Annotated in this window: 3 protein-coding genes; all 3 read left to right on the top strand. The window is 41.3% G+C overall.

From position 1 onward, the window contains the following. Window positions 1–14: 14 nt before the first annotated feature. Window positions 15–812 (top strand): HupE/UreJ family protein, encoded by a 798-nt coding sequence (locus tag HQK80_16465; protein ID MBF0223784.1) that lies wholly within the window; start codon window positions 15–17, stop codon window positions 810–812. A 9-nt stretch (window positions 813–821) separates the two neighbouring features. Beyond that, complete coding sequence (locus HQK80_16460; protein ID MBF0223783.1) at window positions 822–1,169, top strand: hypothetical protein; 348 nt, start codon at window positions 822–824, stop codon at window positions 1,167–1,169. A 164-nt stretch (window positions 1,170–1,333) separates the two neighbouring features. Further along, the gene (gene dmeF, locus HQK80_16455; GenBank protein MBF0223782.1) at window positions 1,334–2,281 is read left to right on the top strand and encodes a CDF family Co(II)/Ni(II) efflux transporter DmeF; all 948 of its coding nucleotides are present in this window, start codon (window positions 1,334–1,336) and stop codon (window positions 2,279–2,281) included. The last annotated feature ends 77 nt before the right edge of the window (window positions 2,282–2,358 follow it).

The raw sequence follows: 2,358 nt of genomic DNA, 5'->3' as shown, positions 1-2,358 counted from the left end.
ATATGAGGTATTTTATGAAGTTGAATCAATCAGTAAAAACATTAGTGCTCATACTGACACTCTTTATTCCTGTGGCAGCCTTTGCCCATGGAATGTCACAGTCCGATATACAGGCTATGATTGCTGGCGGAAATCTCCGATATGTCTGGCTCGGAGCCACTCATATGTTCACCGGCTACGATCATCTACTATTTATTTTTGGTGTAATTTTCTTTTTGACCGGATTCCGAGACATTGTAAAGTACATCACAGCATTCACCCTAGGTCACAGTATTACTCTCATATTTGCTACTGTATTTAGTATTTCAGCAAACTATTTTCTTATTGATGCCGTAATCGCATTGAGTGTTTGTTATAAGGGATTCGAGAATATTGATGGCTTTAAAAAATTTTTAGACCGCTCCTCGCCAAACCTGTTGCTTGTGATATTCAGTTTTGGACTCGTCCACGGATTTGGACTCTCTACAAGGCTTCAACAGTTGCCTTTGGGAGAAAGCGGTTTAATCATGCGAATACTATCTTTTAATGTCGGAGTAGAAATTGGCCAAGTCATAGCGCTGGCTATTATGCTTCTAATCCTCTCTGGGTGGAGAATGTCAAAGTCTTTCACTCAGTTTAGTGCCATCTCAAATGGTGGTTTAATTGCTGCTGGGGCATTTTTGTTTATAATGCAGATGCACGGATACAGTCACAACTCCAGCCCCGATGATTTTAGTTTTAGTTCTGACAATCACTATCATGAGCACCAAAAGATGGAACAAGAACTCATTCAGAAACAACGAAACTCTCACAAACCATTTGCCTTTGAATAGGAGAAGATCATGCGTAGATTTTTTATTAGTTTTTTGACCCTTGTAGCCTTTCTAACAACTTTTGCCACAGCGGCCTATTCTCACGGTGGCGGTCATGTGCCAGCTAATCCCGTCACCAAGGATGTTGCCCTGCAAAATGCGACTGAGGCCTTTAACAGTTTGGTACAAAATGGCCAACTTGGTAACTCCTGGGCAAACATAAAACCATCTGGAGCAAAAAAGGAAAAGTTTCAATATAGTGATGAGTGGGTAGTTGCTTTTACTAACCCGAAGGAAGAAGATACCAAAAAGCAGACGCTTTATGTTTTTCTTACCTTGGCTGGAGAATTTATTACCGCTAACTTTTTAGGCCAATAGATTTAGCATTTTTTGATTAGGGTAGTATCAACAACAACCTCGTATGTTCAGAAATTCCGTTCTTGAATCTTTTTATTCTCCTGGGCGGGATTTCTGACCATAGGGCCGCACTCACATAGAATACATAATCTATGTCGTTTGCCAAAATGATTGAAGGAGTTGTAATGCATATTCATTATCTAGATAAGTGGCAACATTCCCACGACTTTGCTCTGATACATAAAAAGGGTGAATCTCGGACAAAACAGGTCCTGGCGATTACCGCCATTACGATGGTTGCAGAAATCATCGCAGGGTCAGTATATGGTTCAATGGCGCTCTTGGCCGATGGGTGGCACATGGGTACCCATGCTGCTGCCTTTGCCATTACAATTTTTGCTTATCAATATTCCAGGCGTCATTCTGAAAACAAAGAGTTTTCTTTCGGCACAGGTAAAGTAAGTATACTCGGCGGATACTCAAGTGCTGTCGCTTTGGCTGTTGTAGCTTTGATTATTGGTGCGGAATCGATATTGCGCTTCTTTCAACCCTTAGAAATTCATTTTAACGAAGCGATTGGCGTAGCCGTTTTAGGTCTTCTGGTTAACATATTCTGCGCCTTCCTTCTTCATGGAAACCATACCCATGAACAGGACCACGATCATGGGCATCACCACCATGATCACAATCTCAGAGGAGCCTACCTGCATGTTTTAGCAGATGCGCTTACGTCCTTACTGGCAATATTTGCTTTATTCTTTGGCAAGTATTTAGGGTGGAACTGGCTTGATCCCTTAATGGGGATCGTAGGGGCTCTGGTTATTACACGATGGTCCTATGGTCTTTTAAAAGATACAAGTTCAATTCTGCTAGACAAGAATGTCGAGCTGGAAACTGTAAAAGAAATTCAAGAGAGGATCGAAAAAGTTGATGACAATCGAATTTCTGATATTCACGTTTGGAAAGTAGGCCCGATTGATTGTGCGGCCATTATCTCTCTTGTGACGCACTACCCAAAACCTGCCCAGCACTATAAATCTCTGCTGGCAGAAGTGAATATGCTTTCACACATCACTATTGAAGTTAATGAATGCCACTCTGAACCGTGCATAGTGCCGCTTAAAAAAAATTAATGGAAAACATATGAACACCCCTTTAATTGCAACAATAAGTGTTATTGCTTTAGCTGTTGCGTGTGAGTTCATCCTTA

The sequence above is a fragment of the Desulfobulbaceae bacterium genome, assembly GCA_015231515.1.
GTDB lineage: Bacteria > Desulfobacterota > Desulfobulbia > Desulfobulbales > VMSU01 > JADGBM01.
This window is presented reverse-complemented; position numbering and strand designations above follow the sequence as displayed.